Source organism: Blastococcus sp. TF02A-35, from assembly GCF_004571075.1.
Taxonomy (GTDB): domain Bacteria; phylum Actinomycetota; class Actinomycetes; order Mycobacteriales; family Geodermatophilaceae; genus Blastococcus.
In genome coordinates this window covers 52,803-70,076 of sequence record NZ_SPQP01000001.1, presented here as the reverse complement: position 1 = coordinate 70,076, position 17,274 = coordinate 52,803, and the positions used below count along the sequence as shown (strand labels likewise).

The 17,274-nt window shown below is 74.2% G+C and carries 13 protein-coding genes and 1 pseudogene; 9 read left to right on the top strand and 5 right to left on the bottom strand.

The features are described from left to right. The first annotated feature begins 30 nt into the window (after positions 1-30). From E4P43_RS00340 to E4P43_RS00330, 3 genes are all read left to right on the top strand, one after another. The gene (locus E4P43_RS00340) at positions 31-918 is read left to right on the top strand and encodes a 1,4-dihydroxy-2-naphthoyl-CoA synthase (RefSeq protein ID WP_135143429.1); all 888 of its coding nucleotides are present in this window, start codon (positions 31-33) and stop codon (positions 916-918) included. A 50-nt stretch (positions 919-968) separates the two neighbouring features. Next, positions 969-1,301: a hypothetical protein gene (locus E4P43_RS00335; RefSeq protein WP_135143428.1), complete on the top strand. Its 333-nt coding sequence runs from the start codon at positions 969-971 to the stop codon at positions 1,299-1,301. Positions 1,302-1,423: 122 nt separating this feature from the next. Beyond that, a complete protein-coding gene (locus E4P43_RS00330) occupies positions 1,424-2,014 on the top strand; it encodes a TetR-like C-terminal domain-containing protein (RefSeq protein ID WP_135143427.1) in 591 nt (196 codons plus the stop codon). Between the two features lie 11 nt (positions 2,015-2,025). Here E4P43_RS00330 and E4P43_RS00325 read toward each other — a convergent pair whose 3' ends face one another. Continuing rightward, a complete protein-coding gene (locus E4P43_RS00325) occupies positions 2,026-2,736 on the bottom strand; it encodes a TetR/AcrR family transcriptional regulator (RefSeq protein WP_135143426.1) in 711 nt (236 codons plus the stop codon). Positions 2,737-2,915: 179 nt separating this feature from the next. Here E4P43_RS00325 and E4P43_RS00320 point away from each other — a divergent pair, with 179 nt between their 5' ends. Together E4P43_RS00320 and E4P43_RS00315 are read left to right on the top strand one after the other, a co-directional pair. Then, entirely contained in the window at positions 2,916-4,031 is a 1,116-nt protein-coding gene (locus tag E4P43_RS00320; protein WP_135143425.1) for an NDMA-dependent alcohol dehydrogenase, read from the top strand. 102 nt (positions 4,032-4,133) lie between these two features. Beyond that, the gene (locus E4P43_RS00315) at positions 4,134-4,802 is read left to right on the top strand and encodes an HAD family hydrolase (RefSeq protein WP_135143424.1); all 669 of its coding nucleotides are present in this window, start codon (positions 4,134-4,136) and stop codon (positions 4,800-4,802) included. A 49-nt stretch (positions 4,803-4,851) separates the two neighbouring features. On the opposite strand, the gene E4P43_RS00310 is transcribed toward E4P43_RS00315, so the two are convergent. The 4 genes from E4P43_RS00310 to E4P43_RS00295 all read right to left on the bottom strand — a co-directional run bounded on the left by E4P43_RS00310 (position 4,852) and on the right by E4P43_RS00295 (position 11,299). Next, entirely contained in the window at positions 4,852-5,673 is an 822-nt protein-coding gene (locus tag E4P43_RS00310; protein ID WP_135143423.1) for a glycerophosphodiester phosphodiesterase family protein, read from the bottom strand. Between the two features lie 81 nt (positions 5,674-5,754). Next, positions 5,755-6,720, bottom strand: a complete 966-nt coding sequence (locus tag E4P43_RS00305; RefSeq protein ID WP_135143422.1) for a glucosyl-3-phosphoglycerate synthase — start codon at positions 6,718-6,720, stop codon at positions 5,755-5,757. A gap of 92 nt (positions 6,721-6,812) precedes the next feature. After that, on the bottom strand, positions 6,813-9,398 hold the full coding sequence (locus E4P43_RS00300) for a diguanylate cyclase (protein ID WP_135143421.1): 2,586 nt from the start codon (positions 9,396-9,398) through the stop codon (positions 6,813-6,815). Beyond that, on the bottom strand, positions 9,395-11,299 hold the full coding sequence (locus E4P43_RS00295) for a GGDEF domain-containing phosphodiesterase (RefSeq protein ID WP_135143420.1): 1,905 nt from the start codon (positions 11,297-11,299) through the stop codon (positions 9,395-9,397). Before E4P43_RS00295 ends, E4P43_RS00300 begins: the two co-directional genes overlap by 4 nt. A gap of 128 nt (positions 11,300-11,427) precedes the next feature. Here E4P43_RS00295 and E4P43_RS00290 point away from each other — a divergent pair, with 128 nt between their 5' ends. The 4 genes and pseudogenes from E4P43_RS00290 (at position 11,428) to fdh (ending at position 17,258) form a co-directional block, all read left to right on the top strand. Beyond that, positions 11,428-12,213 carry an SGNH/GDSL hydrolase family protein gene (locus tag E4P43_RS00290; protein WP_135143419.1) on the top strand — a complete coding sequence of 262 codons (786 nt, stop codon included), beginning with the start codon at positions 11,428-11,430 and terminating at the stop codon, positions 12,211-12,213. Positions 12,214-12,267: 54 nt separating this feature from the next. Further along, entirely contained in the window at positions 12,268-12,546 is a 279-nt protein-coding gene (locus E4P43_RS00285) for a hypothetical protein (RefSeq protein WP_135143418.1), read from the top strand. After that, positions 12,533-13,882 carry a hypothetical protein gene (locus E4P43_RS00280; protein ID WP_135143417.1) on the top strand — a complete coding sequence of 450 codons (1,350 nt, stop codon included), beginning with the start codon at positions 12,533-12,535 and terminating at the stop codon, positions 13,880-13,882. Before E4P43_RS00285 ends, E4P43_RS00280 begins: the two co-directional genes overlap by 14 nt. 73 nt (positions 13,883-13,955) lie before the next feature. Next, a pseudogene (gene fdh, locus E4P43_RS00270) lies at positions 13,956-17,258 on the top strand (formate dehydrogenase). Positions 17,259-17,274: the final 16 nt, after the last annotated feature.

Here is a 17,274-nt window from a genome sequence, read left to right as displayed (position 1 = left end):
GCCCGCCGGGGCCCGGGTTAGGTTCGCCGCATGACCGCGCGCGACGACGTCTCCGAGATCTTCGACAGCTCCGCGTGGGAGCCGGTCGAGGGCTTCGACTTCGAGGACATCACCTACCACCGGGCCGTCGACGCCGGCGTCGTCCGGATCGCCTTCGACCGCCCCGAGGTGCGCAACGCGTTCCGACCGCAGAGCGTCGACGAGCTGATCACCGCGCTGGAGCACGCGCGGCTGTCCACCGACGTCGGCTGCGTGATCCTCACCGGCAACGGCCCCAGCCCCAAGGACGGCGGCTGGGCGTTCTGCTCCGGCGGTGACCAGCGGGTGCGCGGGAAGTACGGCTACGAGCACTCGGCCGGCTCGAGCGGGCGGCTGCACATCCTGGAGGCCCAGCGGCTGATCCGCTTCATGCCGAAGGTCGTCATCTGCGTCGTCCCCGGGTGGGCCGCCGGCGGCGGGCACAGCCTGCACGTCGTCGCCGACCTGACGCTCGCCAGCGCCGAGCACGCCCGGTTCAAGCAGACCGACGCCGACGTGGGCAGCTTCGACGGCGGCTTCGGCTCGGCGTACCTCGCCCGCCAGGTGGGCCAGAAGTTCGCCCGCGAGATCTTCTTCCTCGGTGACGAGTACACCGCCGAGGAGGCGCACCGCATGGGGATGGTCAACCGCGTCGTCCCGCACGCGGAGCTGGAGGCCACCGCGCTGGAGTGGGGCAGGAAGATCGTGGCCAAGAGCCCGACCGCCCAGCGGATGCTCAAGTACTCGTTCAACCTGATCGACGACGGCCTGGTCGGCCAGCAGCTCTTCGCCGGCGAGACCACCCGGCTGGCCTACATGGCCGAGGAGGCCGTCGAGGGCCGGGACGCCTTCCTCGAGAAGCGCGACCCCGATTTCACGCGCTTCCCCTGGCATGTCTGAGGGCCATAGTGGCCATAAAGGCCCTTGAGCAGCCCAACGAGGAGGTCGTCGTGATCGTCGAGGTCATCACCGGTGCGGACGAGCGCCCCGAAGCCCGTGTCGTGGACGTCGACGACCTCGGCCGGCTGCACCTGGCCCTGGGCCAGGTGACCGACGAGGAGGCCGGCCAGGCGCTGGAGAGCTCGGGCCTGGGGCGACTGCAGGACGCCGACACCGCCCAGCTGGACGCCGCCGCGCTGCGGGCGGCCGCCGAGCCGCGGGCGACCGCCCCGGACTGGTCGGCGCAGTGGGACGCGATGGTCGCCACCGCGCGCAGCCAGGGCTGGCTGTCCGAGGACGGCGCCACCATCCAGGTGCACGTGGAGAGCGCCGCCGGGGCCTGACCGCCGCTGCCCGGCTGACCAGCCACGTCATCGCAGAGAGATACGACGAAGATCGTTGTGGTCGCTCCACCGAGCAGCCACTATGTCCGGGTGCAGATGACCAGCCGTCGCGGAACGGCGTCATGACGGGGTCTCCCGGCCGGCCCCTGAGCGCCGAGCTGTCGGAGCAGTTGCTCACCGTCGCCGTCGACATCCTGGCCGACGAGGGGTGGGGCCGGCTCAACAGCGACCGGATCGCCGCCCGCGCGCGTGCGGGCAAGGCGGGGATCTACCGCCGCTGGCCCACGATGGCCGCCCTCGCCCGGGCCGCCCTGGGGCGCTTCCACCTCGTGGTCGTCCCCGAGGACCGCGGCTCGCTGCGGGAGGACCTGCTCGGCCTGCTGGAGCGCTGGACCCGGCCGCTGGACCGCGAGGAGCGCGCAGCCGCCAGCCTGGTGGGCGCGGCGTGCCACGACGAGGAGCTGCGGGCCGGGCTGGACGAGGCGCTGGTGCGCCCGCTCGGCGAGGCCGTGCGGGTGCTCTGCGCGCGCTCGGTGGCCCGCGAGGAGGCGATCCGCCCGGAGCGGGAGCGGCTGCTGTCCAGCGTCCTGGAGGCGTTCTGGTGGCAGCGCTACCGGTTGGCGGAGCCGCTGACGCCGGACAACGTCGCGTTCGTCGTCGACGAGGTGCTCATCCCGATGCTGCGCGGGGTCGGGGAGCCGGTCGCCGCCTGAGCGGCTGCCGGTCAGCCGGCGTGGCGGACCGGCCAGTCGACCGGGGGCAGTGCGCTGGCGCGGGCCTCGACGTCGGGGACGACGCTCATGACCGCGTCGAACAGCTGCTCGGCGAGGCGGCCGAGGTTCTCGGCGATCTCGTGGGGGCAGGCGCCCTGGTGGACGCGGGTCCGCTGCCCGACGATCAGCGAGCGCACCGCGGCCAGCCAGGTCGCGGCGGTGAGCGTCGCGGCGGTCGCGGGGTCGTGCGGGGGCGGGCCGTCGTCGGCGCGGACGTCGGTGGTCCACGCCTCGTGCAGCGCGGCGGTGAGCAGCCGCTCGCTCTCGTGCACCAGCTCGCGCTCGCGCGCCAACAGGGCCTCGGAGGTCTCGATGGTGCGCAGGTAGGTGAGCGAGGACTCCACCGCCATCGCGCCGAACTTCCCCCGGACCAGGGCGACGAGGTAGTTCTGCAGCGCGGTCAGCGGGGCGGTGCCGGCCGGGCGGTCGCGGACGGCGTCCGCGGGGCCGGTCACCCACGGGGCGCGACCGTCGAAGAACAGCTCCTCCTTGGTGGAGAAGTGGTTGAACACCGTCTGGACGGCGACGTCGGCGCCCCGCGCGATGTCGACGATCGTCACGGTGTCGAAGCCGCGGTCGGCGAACATCTGGTGGGCCACGGCTCGGACGTGAGCACGGGTCCGGGCCTTCTTCTGCGCGCGGCGGTCGTTGAGGTCACCCACGGTCCCAGCATAGGCACGCAGCGTGCTCGGCCGCAGTGTTGACCGGCCGATCGGTATGTATGTGACGGCTGGGATCCGGGACCCCGCGCGGGCGCGCCCGCCCGACCAGGCACGATGGCCTCCGCTGCCGCCGGTGTGATGCCGGTCGCCCGACCCCCACCCTCGAGGAGGAGCCCCCGGTGCTCACCAGAGCCGCCGTCCTGCGCAAGCCGGACACCGAGTACGAGATCGTCGAGCTCGAGGTGCGGGAGCCGGGGCCGGGCGAGGTGCTGGTGGAGATGGCCTACTCCGGGCTGTGCCACTCCGACGAGCACCTGCGGCACTCCAACCCCGGCGGCCGCTACCCGATCGTCGGTGGGCACGAGGGCTCGGGCGTGGTGCTCCGCGTCGGGCCGGGCGTCACGGGCGTGGCCCCGGGCGACCACATCGTCACCAGCTTCCTGCCCGCCTGCGGCCACTGCCGGTTCTGCGCGTCGGGGCGGTCCAACATCTGCGACAAGGGCGCCACGATCGCGACCGGCCTGCTGCCCGGCGGGCAGTACCCGTACCGGCTCGACGGCGAGGAGCTCGGCGGCTTCTGCATGGTCGGTGCCTTCGCCCGGCACACGCTGCTCAGCGAGTTCTCCTGCGTGAAGATCGACCCCTGGCTCCCGCTGGACACCGCCGCGCTCACCGCCTGCAGCGTGCCCACCGGCTGGGGCTCGGCGGTCTACGCCGGCGGCACCCGGCCCGGCGACGTCGTCGTCGTGGTGGGCCTGGGCGGGGTGGGCGTGAACGCGGTGCAGGGCGCGGTGCACGCCGGGGCCATGCACGTCATCGGCGTGGACCCGGTGGCGATGAAGCGCGAGTTCGCCGAGTCGTTGGGCGCGACCCGCACCGTGGCGAGCACCGACGAGGCGGTCGGGCTGGCCCGGGAGCTCTCCCGCGGCACGGGCGCCGACGTCGTCGTCGTCACCGTCGGCAAGATGTCCGCCGAGGTCTACAAGGGCGCGGCCGCCTGCCTGGGCAAGGGCGGCACCCTGGTGCTGACGGCGCTGGGCGACCGGCCGTCGGACGGGTCCGTCACGCTCAACGGGCAGATCACCACGGTGTTCGAGCACCGGGTGCAGGGCTCGATGTTCGGCTCGTGCAACCCGTTCACCGACATCCCGCGGCTGCTGCGCATGCACGAGGAGGGCCGCCTCGAGCTGGACCGGCTGATCACGAGGCGGTACTCGCTCGACGAGGTCAACCAGGGCTACCGCGACCAGGCCGCCGGCGAGACGGTCCGCGGCCTCCTCGTCCACGCCGACTAGCAGAAGGACCCCCTCGCCCCCCGGCACTCGCTCCGCTCGCGCCGGGTCCCTGCGAGGGGGCCGGGGGGTTCAGAGGCGCCGGTCGTGGGCAGCCCGCACCCCATGAGCTCCCCGCGCATCGCCGTCCTGGACGTCGACGGCACCCTCGTCGACACCAACTACCAGCACGCCCTCGCCTGGTACCGGGCCTTCCGGTCGCTGGGGGAGACCTTCCCGGTCTGGCGGATCCACCGGCTGATCGGCATGGGCGGCGACCAGCTGGTGGCGGCGCTGGGCGGGGACGAGGTCGAGGAGCGGATCGGCGAGGAGGCGCGCGAGCGCTGGGTGACCGAGGCCGACCCGCTGATGGAGGAGGTCGCCGTCCTGCCCGGCGCGCGCGAGCTGCTGCTGGCGCTCAAGGAGCGCGGGCACCGCGTGGTGCTGGCCAGCTCCGGCAAGCCGCACCACGTCGACCACGCGCTGGACCTGCTCGACGCCCGCGACATCGCCGAGGCCTGGACCACCAGCGAGGACGTCGAGTCGACCAAGCCCGCCCCGGACCTGCTCCAGGTGGCGCTGAAGAAGCTGGGCGAGCCGGTGGACGCGCCGAGCATCCTGTTCGGCGACTCGGTCTACGACGTCGAGGCGGGCAAGAACGCCGGCATGCCGTCGATCGTGGTCCGGTCCGGCGGGTTCGGCGACGACGAGCTGCGCGACGCCGGGGCCCTGGAGATCTTCGACACCCCGGGGGACATCGCCGAGGCCCTGGACCGCCTGGACCTGAGCAGCTGACGCCCGAGCAGCTGACGCCCGAGCAGCTGACGCCTGGACAGCTGAGCGGTCAGCGGCCCAGGCGGCGGAGCACCTCGTCGGGCCGGTCGGTGATCATCGCGTCGACGCCCAGGTCGCGCAGGAAGTCGATGTCGTCGGCCTCGTTCGCCGTCCAGACGTGCACCTCCTTGCCGGCCGCGTGGGCCTGCGCCACGTAGTCGGGGTCGGCGCGGACCAGGGCCAGCCCCGGCCCGACGGCGCTCATCGATCCGGTGAGCAGCTCGGCGCGCACCGGCCGCAGCCGCTTGCCGATGAGCTGAACGGTCTGCACGCCGGGCGCCAGGACGCGGGCCCGGCGCACGGCCAGCTGCGAGAAGCTCATGACCCGGAACGCGGGCTTGCCGCCCCACTCGGCCGGCTGGTCGCCGTCGAGCAGGCCGTAGCGGCGCAGGCAGCGGACCAGCTCCTGCTCGACGCGGCGGGCGTGCCGGGTGGGGTGCTTGGTCTCGATGGCCAGCCGCACGGTCCCGGGGGTGGCGGTGACGTACTCGAGCAGCCCCTCGAGGGTGAGCACGCGACCGTCCTCGACGTCGGGCTCGTCGGTGACGGCGAGGATCTCGTCGTCCTTCCAGCTGCCGGCCCGCCCGCGGCGCGGGCCGAACTGGAACTGCTCGAGCTCGGCGAGGCGGAGCGTGGAGACGACACCGCGGCCGTTGGACGTGCGGTGCACCCGGCGGTCGTGGACGCAGACGAGCACTCCGTCGCGGGTCATGCGGACGTCGCACTCGACCGCGTCGGCGCCGATGTCCACCGCGTGCCGGTAGGCGGCCAGGGTGTGCTCGGGCGCCTCGGCGGTCGCCCCGCGGTGGGCGACGACCTCGGGGCCGCTCACCTGCGGGCGCGGCGGGGACGGGGGAGCGGCACGGGGAGGATCCTCCCTGCCGGGCGCGCGACCCGCAGCGGAGGCGCGCGGCTAGCCGGCGAGGCGGGCGCGGTACTCGGGGACCGTCGCCATCGGGGGCCGCTCGTCGACGGCGACGTCGCTGCTGCGGGGCACGAAGCCCACGCCGTCGTGCCGGAACTGGGTGAGCCGGCCGCTGGGCTCGCGCGAGCAGGCGGCGCGGGAGAGCACGGTGGCCACCACCTGCCCGGCCATCTCGCCGAGGGCCTCGACGCCCTGGGAGGTGTGCCGGCGGGTGCCGAGGTCGACCTGGGCGAGGGAGGAGAGCCCGCCGGCGCGCAGCAGGTCCACGAGGAGCCCGACCTCCACGCCGTAGGAGGCGACGAACGGCACCCGCTCCAGGGCGTCGCGGCGGCCGGCGTACTCGCCGCCGAGCGGCTGGACGAAGCCGGCGAGCTCGGGCCACAGCGCGTTGAGCAGCGGCCGCGCGGTCAGCTCGGTGACCCGCCCGCCGCCGGCCGGGACGACCGCGCCGTCGACCTCCAGCGGCCGGGTGTAGCAGCCCTTCACGTACCGGACCTGCGGGTCGGTGAGCAGCGGGCCGAGCAGCCCGGGGACGTAGTGGGTGACGTCGCCCAGCAGGTCGGCGTCGAGGAAGACGACGAGGTCGCCGCTGGTGGCGGCCAGTGACTTCCACAGCGCCTCGCCCTTGCCGGGGCGGCTGCCGTGGGCGGGCAGCACGTCGGCGGTGGCGACGACGTCGGCGCCGGCGGCCCGGGCCACGGCGGCGGTCGCGTCGGTGGAGTCGGAGTCCATGACGACCAGCTCGTCGACCAGCGGGACGCGGCGGACCCAGTGCTCCCGCAGGTCGGCGACGAGGCGGCCGACCGTGGCCTCCTCGTTGCGCGCGGGGAGGACGACGCTGACGCGGTGGCCGCCGCGGCGCTTGGCGCGCAGCAGGGCGGCCGGGTCGAGGTCGGCCAGCGAGGTCGCGGTGCTGGTGCGCTCCTCGAACCATGCTCGGGCGTCGGGTCTCACGCGTCCACTGTCGTCCACCGGGTCGGGACGCCACCAGGGCGACCCCCCGGTGTTCACGCGAACGTCACGGCGGGTTCCCGCGCGGCCCGGCGTCAGCGGGGGACGGCGTGCCCGGCGGCGAGCTGGGAGGCGAGGTCCTCGACGGTCAGGTCGTACGGCAGCGCGCGGCCGTGCAGCAGGTGGATGCCGGCGGCGATGGCGCCGTCGCGCTGCTCGGCGGTGGCGATGCCGCCGGCGATGGAGCGCAGGCCGAGGGCCTCGGTGGTGCGGGCGATCGAGGCCAGGACGGTGAGGGCGCGGTCGGTGTCGTCCCGGGTGGCCAGCGACGACAGCTCGACCCGCACCAGGTCCAGCGGCACGCGGGCGAGCAGCGCCCAGATGCTGTGGCCCATGCCGTAGCCGTCGAGGCAGAGCCGGACGCCGGTGCGCCGGACCGCCTCGAGCTCGGGCACGAGGGCCGCCGAGGAGGTCATCAGGGTCTCCTCGGTGAAGGAGAGCACCAGCCGGGAGGGCTCGATGCCGGCGTCGGCGACGGCGGCCGCGACCTCGTTGGCCAGGCCCTCGGCGTTGGCGGCACCCGGGGGCAGGCTGACGGCGACGCCGAGCGACGGCTCGTCGAGGAGCGCGATGCCGGCGCAGGCCTGGCGCAGCAGCCAGCGCTGCAGGTCGGGGATGCGGCCGAACCGGTCGGCGACCGACCACAGCTCCAGGCCCCGGACGACGCCCCGCACGGGGTGCTCGTACACGGGGGTGGCGTGCACCAGGTCGATGCCGCCCTCGGCGTTGCACGCGGTGTCCATCCGCAGGCTCAGCGTGCCCTGGGCGAGGGCCGCGGCGAAGCTCAGGTCCTCCATGCCGGAGACGACCAGCGCGTCGGTCTCGGCGAGCCGGACGCAGCCCTTGCCGGCGCGCTTGGCCTCGCGCAGGGCGGCGTCGGCGGCGCGGAACGCTGCCTGGCCGCCGACGGTGGCGAGGGTGGAGACGCCGACGCTGGCGCCGACGGCGAAGGTCTGGCCGCCGGCGCGGAACGGCCGCGCCATGACGTCGACGACGCGGTGGGCCACCTCCTCGCCGTCGGCGACGGAGCCGCTGAGCAGGACGGCGAACTCGTCGCCGCCGAGCCGGGCGACCAGGTCGTCGTCCCGGACGACGGTGTGCAGCCGCCGGGCGACCTCGACCAGCAGCTGGTCGCCGGCCTCGTGGCCGGCGACGTCGTTGACGGCCTTGAAGCCGTCGAGGTCGAGCACCAGCAGGGCGCGCGGGTCGTCGGAGACGACGCCGAGCTCGCGGAAGAGCAGGACGCGGTTGGGCAGCCCGGTGAGGTGGTCGGTGTAGGCCATGCGCTCGAGCTCGCGCTCGCGGAGCCGGCGGCTGGTGACGTCGCGCAGGTAGAGCACGCGGCGGCTGCCGCCGGGGCGCTCGGAGGAGGTGACCTCCAGCTCGCGGGGCTCGGCGCCGTCGACCGGCACGCGGAAGTGCAGGGCGGAGCCGTCGCCGGCGGCCTGGGCGCGCGTGCCGGCGCGCACGGCGTCGCGGTCCTCGGGGACGACGAGGTCGAGCAGCGAGACGTCGCGCGCGGTGGCGCCGTCGATGCCGAGCAGGTCGCGGGCGGCGGGCGAGGTGAACAGCAGGCGGAACTGCGCGTCGATGATCGCGATGCCGTCGGAGCTGGACTCGATGAGCTCGCGGAAGTCCTCCTCGCTGCGCACGAGGTCCTCGGTGACGCGGCTGTCCTCGCGGATGCGCAGCACGAGCCGCAGCCCAACGAGCAGGAGGACGACGGCGATGCCGAGCTCGGCGGCGGTGCTGAGGGGCTCGCCCTGCAGCACGCCGACGCCGAGGGCCAGGGGCATGCCCAGCACGGCGGCCACGACGAGGACCAGGCCGGCGGGGCTGATCTGCGGGGCGGAGGCGCGCGCGGTGCGCTCGACGGAGTGCAGCGGTGCCCGGTGGGCGGCCAGGGTGGCGCAGAGCAGGGCCGCGGCGACGGCGCTGTCGGAGGCCGCCGTCCAGACCCACGAGGGGCTGACGATGGCCATCGCCTCGGCGCCGGCCGCGGAGGCCTGCAGCGCGACGCCGACGAGCAGCGTGGTCGCCGAGCGGCGCATCGCCGCCGTCGACACGGTGCACATGACGCCGGCGCCGCCGAGCATTACCGCGGCGTAGGCGCCGTAGGTGAGCACGAGGGAGCGCAGGTCCTCGGGGGCGTTCGCCGGGTTGACCAGCGGGGTGCGCAGCACCTCGGTGATGACCAGGATCGCGACGACGACGACCGCGCCGTCGACGGCGAGGGCGCTCCAGCGGGTGCGGATGACCCGCCAGGCCTGGACCGCGCAGGTGACCAGCGGTGAGGTGGCGCCGAGCAGCAGGATGACGTCGTCGACGCCGAAGCCGTCGAACTCCGGCCCGGGGAACGAGCCGGCCAGGAACTGGGCGACGGCGAAGCCGACGGCGCCGACCGCGGGCGGCCACCACGGGCGGGCCGCGGCCCGCTCCATGACCCGCAGGCGGCGGAAGACCATGACGGCGCAGCTGGCGGCGACCGAGCCCAGGACGAGCTCGTCCCACTGCATGCCGGTGCCGTCCGGGGCGCTGAACGGGACGGCGAGGGCCAGCCCGACCGCACCCAGGACGACGGTCCAGCGGAGCTGCACGGGGACCTCGCGCAGCCAGGTCATGCCGTCACCTCGGGCGAGGTGGCGACCGCGAGCTCGGGGACCGTGCGCCACGCACCGGCGGCGAGCTGGTCGACCTCCAGCGGGCGGGAGAACGCGTAGCCCTGCACGTAGCGGTGGCCCATGTCGCGGATGAGCCGCAGCTCGCCGGGGGTGGTGACGCCCTCGACGATGACGGGCAGGCCGAGGCTGGCGCCCAGCTGGAGGACCGCGCGGCACAGGGCGCGGCGCTGCGGGACGGTCTCGACGTCGGCCAGGAAGTGCTGGTCCATCTTGAGGACGTCGACCGGCATGCCGACCAGGTAGGCCAGCGAGGACCAGCCGGTGCCGAAGTCGTCGAGCGCGACGCGGACGCCGAGCTCGCGCAGGGTCTCCAGGTCACCGGCGACGTGCGCGTCGAGCAGCATTGACTCGGTGATCTCGACGATCAGCCGCGTGGCGGGCAGGCCGCTGGCCTCCAGCGCGGCGACGACGTCGGTGACGAGCTCGCCGCTGCGGATCTGCCGCGCGGAGACGTTGACCGCGACCGACAGCTCGTCGTCGGTGCGCCGGGCGACGGTCTCGCAGGCCTCGAACAGCACCCAGCGGCCGAGCTCGGTGATCAGGGGCGACTCCTCGGCCAGCGGCACGAACTCCTGGGGGGAGACGTCGCCGAGCTCGGGGTGCCGCCAGCGCAGCAGGGCCTCGACCGAGACGGTGCGGTGCATGACGACGTCGACCACGGGCTGGAAGGCCAGCCGCAGCTCGCCGCGGGCCAGCGCCCCGGCCAGGTCGACGGCGAGGGTGCTGCGCCGGTCCTGCGCGATCCGCAGGGCGTCGTCGTAGCGGTGCACGGAGCCGACGCCGGCGGCGCGGGCGCTGGAGAGGGCGAGGTCGGCGCGGCGCAGGGCCTCGCCGGGGTCGATGTCGGGGGCCAGGCCGGTGACGCCGGCGGTGGCGGTGAGCGGGCCGGCGGGGGTGGCCACGTAGCCGAGGGTGGTGATCAGCCGCGTGGCGACGACCTCGGCGTCGGAGACGGTGCCGTCGACGAGGACGACGAAGTCGCCGTCCTTGCCGCGGGCCAGCCAGTCCTCGCCGCGCAGCTCGCGGGTGAGCCGCGAGGTGAGCACGCGCAGCACGGTCTCCTCGCTCCCCGGGCGGGAGGTGGCGGAGGCCAGGCCGTCGATCGAGAGCAGGGCCAGGGCCACCGGGTGGGTGGCGACCTGCCGCTGGACGGCGGCCAGCCGGCGGCTGAGCGCGGTGCGGTTGGGCAGCCCGGTGACCGGGTCGGCGAGCGAGAGCTCGAGCAGCTCGGGGTCGACGCCGCGGCCGCGGGCGGTGACGTCGCGGCAGTACAGGACCAGCGCGGCGATCTCCGGGTCCGCGCGCAGGTCGCGCACGGTGGCCTGGACCAGCCGCCACTGGCCGTCGCGGGTGCGCACCCGAGCCGTGCGGACGGCGAACTCGCCGCCCTCGCCGGGGGGCGCGGACAGCGAGCCGAACAGGCCGGCGCGGTCGTCGGGGTGGATGGCGTCGACCAGCGGGAGGCCGCTGAGGGAGCCGGGGTCGACGTCGAGCAGCGAGGCGATCGCGGGGGAGGCGAAGGTGATGCGCAGGTCGCCCCCGACGATGACGACGGGGTCGACGCTGCTCTTCACGATCGTGCGGAAGGCGGCGTGGCTGGCGCGCAGGTCGCCGGTGAGCCGCTGGTACCGGCGCCACACGGCGGTGAGCGCCGCGGTGATCGGCACGAGGCCGAGCAGGGCGCTGAGGCCCTGGAGCAGCGGGTGCCCGGGCAGGAACGCGGGGACGACGGCGACCAGCGCGACGGCGAAGGAGAGCACGACGAGGAGCCCGGTGCGCCCACTGCGGGGCGCGACCAGGCCTGCAGCCGCGGGCTGCCCCGGATCGGGGGCGGTCGTCACGTCATCGTTGTCGGGAGGCAAGGCCCGTTGCTGCAGCCCTCGTTACGGATCCGTCACCCGGACGGGGGACCCTGGTCGTCCCCGGCCACCGGGCAGTCGGAACGGTTCGGTCGCGTAATCTCGTCCACATGCTGCAGGGCTTCGAGCGGCCACCGTGGTGGGCGGTCGCTCTCATGGCCGTGTGCACCCTCTTCCTCGCCATCGGCCTGCCGGTCGCCATCGACCGGGGACGCGTGGACCCGGCCGAGCGGACAGCGGCCGGGTCGCCGTCGGAGGCCTCGCCACGGGCGACCACCTCGGCTCCCGGGACCGCCGCGGAGTCGGGGGAGACGAACGAGGAGCGCGTCCGCATCGCCGTGCTCGGGGACGCCTACACCGCGGGCTCGGCCATGGACTCGGGTGAGGAGAGCCGCTGGCCGGCGCTGCTGTCCGAGCAGTTCCCCTGGGACGTGACCTCCTACGCCGTCGGCGGTACGGGCTTCGCCGCCGGCCGGGAGCAGGCGCAGTCCTTCGCCGACCGGGTGCCCGAGATCGTCGCGGCCCGTCCCGAGGTGGTGGTCGTGGCCGGGGGGCACGACGACGTGAACGCGCCGGTCGCGCAGGTGCAGGACGGCGTCCGGCGCACCCTCGGCGAGCTCCGGGCAGCCCTGCCCGACGCCCGCGTGCTGGTCGTGGGGGTCTTCTGGCCCGGCCGGAAGCCGGCAGGGGTGTTCGCCGTCAACCGGGCGCTGCAGACGACCTCGGCCGAGGTCGGGGCCACCTTCGTCGACGCGCTCAACGAGGGCTGGCTCGAGGGCGCGGACCCCGCGCTGGTCGGGCCGGACGGCACGTACCCGACCGACGCGGGGCATGCCGCGCTGGCGCAGCGGATCGGCAGCGCGCTGGTCGCGGCGGGGGTGTCCACGCAGCTCTGAGCCGCCCCCGGCTGCCGAGTCGCGCGCAGTGCTTGAGCGCAGGACCATCGCGTCATGCCCTCAGCCAAGAGGTCCGACCGTCTCCCGGTACCCCGCAGCGAGGCCGGCGGGGGAGTGCCCGACCGCAGGCGGAGGGTCGCCCTGCTGCTGGAGACCGCGGAGGTCCTGGCCGAGCGGGCCCGCCGCACGGAGGACTCCGCCCAGGCGCAGGTGCTGATGCGCAGGTCGGCCGAGCGCCGGGCGCAGGCGGTCCGGCTGGCCGCCTCCGGCCGTGCGCCGGAGCCGCGCCGGATGCTGGGCGGGGCGTGGCCCGGGCGCCTTGCGCCTTCGTGAGCGCGACGCCGGGCAGCTGACCCGCGGCACGCCGGACGCACGACGCCACCGCCTCGGCTACCTGGCGTTGGCCGTCGGCGTCGTGCTGACCCGGCTGCCGTTCGTCCCGGGGGCGGGGCTCGGCCGCGACCCCGACGCCTGGCGGATCTACCTGGCCGGGCGGATCACCGCCGACAGCGGCACGTACACGCCGTCGCGCCCGCCGGGCTACCCGGGCATGGAGGCGGTCGCCCTCGCCCTGCACGCCCTTCCGTGGTGGGTGTTCGCCACCCTAACCACGCTGGTGACCGCCGCGGGCGTCGTGGCCTTCGCCGCCCTCGCCCGCGACCTCGGCGTGCGGGCCTGGCCGCTGGTGGGCGCGGGCCTGGCCCTGACCAACGTGGTGTGGGTCAACAGCACCGCCTTCATGGACTACACCTGGGCGCTGGCCGCGCTCGGGGGCGCGCTGCTGGCGGTGCGGCGGCAGCGCCCGGTGCCGGCGGGCGTGCTCGTCGGCCTGGCCGTGGCGTTCCGGCCCAGCAGCGCCGCGGCCGCCACCGCTGTGCTGGTGGTCGTCCTCCTCGTCCCGTGGTGGACGCTGCGCCGGGTCCTGGCCCTGGGCGCCGCCGCCGCGGCGGTGTCGCTGGCCCTCTTCGCCGTCCCGCTCGCCACGTTCGGGCCGGGGCTTATCACGGCGGCGACCGAGCCCTTCCAGCTCGAGCGCACGGTGCGGCTGCTCGTCGCCGGCCCTGCCGGGGTGCCCGGCGCGGTCGGGCTGGCCGTCGTCGCCGGGGCCGCCGCCGTCCGCTGGGCCCGGCGCGGGCGGCCCGTGCCGGCCGGGGACGCGCGGGTGTGGGTCCTGGCCCTGGTGACGTCGGTCGTCGCGCAGCTGGCCGCCTTCCTGCTGCTGCCCGTGGACGCCGGCTACCTGATGCCCGCGGTCGCGATGACCTGGCTGCTGGGCGGGCTGCTGCTGGTGCGCGCCGAGCTGGCGGTGCTCGTGGGAGCGGCGGTGGCGGGCAGCCTCCTGCCCGGGCTGCTGGTGCCGTCGGTGGTCGAGGTGGGCGCCGACCGGCGGGCGACGCTGGTGGAGACCGCGGCCATGGTGGCGGCCATCGAGGAGCTGCCGCCGGGCGCGCTGGTCGTCACCCGCGGAAGGCTGCCCCAGCTGCTGGCGCTGGCCGGTGCCGAGGTGCCCCCGGGCATGGACCCGGCGGGCACCGCGGCACGGGTGACGCTCCCCGGCGGGCAGCAGGTGAGCTACGCCTACCGGGCCGCCGACGAGGGCCGGCGCGACGTGTACCGGCTGCCCGGTGTGGCCGGGGCGCCGGCGCACCTCCCGGTCCTGCCCCTCTGAGGGCAGGTAATTCCGGACGGTCCTGACACGCAAGGGGACCGCCAGCGCGCCACCGCGGCGAACGAGTGGCAGAGTGCCAGGGGTGAAGACCTGGCTCGATAGCTGGCCGGTGTACCGCCAGCTGACCGGCTCGGACCCGCTGGGGCGTGGCAAGGCCGCCCGCAGCAAGGGCACCGAGTCCGTCGTCTCGCGCACCGCCACCGCTGACCGCGTCGTCAAGAGCGTCTGCCCCTACTGCGCCGTGGGATGCGGCCAGAAGGTGTACGTCCAGGACGAGAAGATCACGCAGATCGAGGGCGACCCCGACTCGCCGATCAGCCGCGGGCGCCTGTGCCCCAAGGGCAGCGCCAGCAAGCAGCTGGTCACCAGCCCCACGCGCGTCACCACGGTCAAGTACCGCCGTCCCTTCGGGACGGACTGGGAGGACCTGGACCTCGACACGGCGATGGAGATGATCGCCGACCGCGTCCTGGAGGCCCGGCGCAAGGGCTGGCAGGAGGAGGACGGCGGCAAGCGGGTCAACCGCACGATGGGCCTCGCCAGCCTCGGCGGCGCGACGCTGGACAACGAGGAGAACTACCTGATGAAGAAGCTGTACAGCGCCCTGGGCGCTGTGCAGATCGAGAACCAGGCCCGCATATAGCACTCTGCGACGGTGCCCGGTCTGGGTGCCTCGTTCGGTCGTGGCGGTGCCACGAACTTCCTGGAAGACCTCGCGAACTCCGACTGCATCGTCATCGAGGGTTCGAACATGGCCGAGTGCCACCCCGTGGGCTTCCAGTGGGTCGGTGAGGCCAAGGCGCGCGGCGCCAAGATCATCCACATCGACCCGCGTTTCACGCGGACCAGCGCGATCGCCGACCTGCACGTGCCCCTGCGCATCGGCACGGACATCGCGTTCCTCGGTGGGCTGATCAACTACGTGCTGAGCAACGAGCTGTACTTCAAGGAGTACGTCGCGGCCTACACGAACGCCGCCGCGCTCGTCAGCGAGGAGTACGTCGACTCCGAGGACCTCGACGGCCTGTTCTCCGGCTTCGACGCCGAGAACCGGCAGTACGACGAGGCCAGCTGGCAGTACGAGCCGGAGGAGCCGCCGAACTCCGGTTCCGACCAGCCCGGCGAGGCCGCGGAGCAGAAGCGGACCGACCAGCACCCCGACGTCAAGAAGTCCGACCGTGCGCAGGCCGCCGGCAGCGGCGGGCCGCCGATAGCGGCCAAGCCCAAGCGGGACGAGACGCTGCAGCACCCGCGGTCGGTGTTCCAGATCCTCAAGCGGCACTTCGCCCGCTACACCCCGGAGATGGTGTCCGAGGTCTGCGGTGTCGAGCCGGAGGTGTTCGAGCAGGTCGCGAAGTGGGTGACCGAGAACAGCAAGCGCGACCGGACGACGGCGTGGGTCTACTCGGTGGGCTGGACGCAGCACAGCGTCGGCGCGCAGTACATCCGCACCTGCTCGATCCTGCAGACGCTGCTGGGCAACATCGGCCGCCCCGGCGGCGGGATCATGGCGCTGCGCGGGCACGCCAGCATCCAGGGCTCCACCGACGTCCCCACGCTGTTCAACCTGCTGCCCGGCTACCTGCCGATGCCGCACGCGATGCAGCACACGACGCTGGAGGAGTACGTCGCCGACGCCGAGGGCAAGGCCGGCTTCTGGGGCAACAAGAAGTCGTACATGGTCAGCCTGCTCAAGGCCTGGTGGGGCGAGAAGGCGACGGCGGAGAACGACTTCTGCTTCGACTACCTGCCCAAGATCAACGGCGACCACAGCTCGTACCGGACGATCGCCGACATGATCAAGGGGAAGGTCTCCGGCTACTTCCTGGTCGGCGAGAACCCCACGGTCGGCCACCCGAACAGCCGGATGAACCGGTTCGGCCTGGCCAACCTCGACTGGCTGGTCGTGCGCGACCTGCAGATGATCGAGTCGGCGACCTTCTGGAAGGAGGGCCCGGAGATCGAGACGGGGGAGATGTCCCCCGACACGATCGGCACCGAGGTCTTCTTCATGCCGGCCGCCACGCACGTGGAGAAGGAAGGCACCTTCACGCAGACCCAGCGGGTGCTGCAGTGGCGGCACAAGGCGGTCGAGCCGCCGAACGACGCCCGCAGCGACCTGTGGTTCTACTTCCACCTGGGCCGCATCCTGCGCGAGCGCCTGGCCGGCTCCACCGACCCGCGGGACCGCCCGCTGCTCGACCTCACCTGGGACTACCCGGTGGAGGGCGAGACGGCCGACCCGAGCGCCGACGCCGTGCTGCGCGAGATCAACGGCTTCGGCCCCGACGGCGCGCTGCTGAACTCCTACATGCAGATGAAGGAGGACGGCTCGACCAGCGGTGGCTGCTGGATCTACTGCGGCGTCTACGCCGACGGTGTGAACCAGGCCGACCGGCGCAAGCCCGGCAAGGAGCAGGGCCCGGTGGCCTCCGAGTGGGGCTGGGCGTGGCCGCTCAACCGCCGGATGCTCTACAACCGCGCCTCGGCCGACCCCGACGGCAAGCCGTGGAGCGAGCGCAAGAAGTACGTGTACTGGGACGAGGAAGCCGGCGAGTGGACCGGTCTCGACGTGCCCGACTTCGAGAAGAAGAAGCGCCCGGACTACGTGCCGCCGGAGGGGGCGAAGGCGCAGGACGCGCTGGCCGGCAACGACCCGTTCGTCATGCAGGGCGACGGCAAGGCGTGGCTGTTCGCGCCGGCCGGCGTCGTCGACGGTCCGCTGCCGACGCACTACGAGCCGGCGGAGTCCGTCGTCGAGAACGGTCTGTACAAGCAGCAGGCCAACCCGACGCTGGAGATGATCGAGGGCCCGTGGAACCGGGCGAACCCCGCGCGCAGCGAGGTCTACCCGTTCCAGGTGACCACCTACCGGCTCACCGAGCACCACACCGCGGGCGGCATGAGCCGCACGCTGCCCTACCTCGCCGAGCTCCAGCCGGAGTTCTTCGTGGAGGTCAGCCCGGAGCTCGCCCAGCTGCGGGGCCTGTCCAACGGCGAGTACGCGACGCTGGTCAGCGCGCGCACCGCCGTCGAGGCGAAGGTGCTGGTCACCGAGCGGGTCCGGCCGATCAAGCTGCGCGACGGCACCGTCGTGCACCAGATCGGCATGCCCTACCACTGGTCCTACAGCGGCATCTCGACCGGCGACGCCGCCAACGACCTGCTGGGCATCGTCATGGACCCCAACACCCACATCCAGGAGTCGAAGGTCAGCTCCTGCGACATCCTGCCGGGACGCCGTCCGCGCGGGTCGGAGCTGCTCGAGTTCGTCGAGGGCTTCCGCCGCCGGGCCGGTGTCCAGTCCGGGAAGGTCGGCACCAACGGCCGCGACCCCGTCGCCGCCGAGGCCGGAGAGGGCTCGACCATCTCATGACGCACCAGAAGAGGAG